At 67.7% G+C, this 223-nt stretch carries 1 protein-coding gene; it reads right to left on the reverse strand.

What is annotated here, in order from left to right:
* Positions 1-223: FAD-dependent oxidoreductase (locus FJ658_RS15225; RefSeq protein WP_181408504.1), on the reverse strand; the 223-nt coding region annotated here is incomplete at both ends.

Genomic DNA, 223 nt, shown 5'->3' on the forward strand with positions numbered 1-223 from the left:
TGTCGGCCTCGACGGTCTCGCCGTTCTCGAGGGTCACGACGACCCCGGACTCGTTCTGGGTCACGCCCGAGAAGCGCACGCCGAGCTTGAAGTCGATGCCGCGGCGGCGGAAGGCGCGCTCGAAGTGCTTCGAGATGGCCTCGTCCTCGTTGGGCACCAGGTGGGGGAGCGCCTCGATGATGGTGACGTCGGCGCCCCAGCTCTTCCAGACGCTCGAGAACTC

The organism is Schumannella sp. 10F1B-5-1 (genome assembly GCF_006517535.1).
In the GTDB taxonomy this organism is placed as follows: Bacteria; Actinomycetota; Actinomycetes; order Actinomycetales; family Microbacteriaceae; genus Schumannella.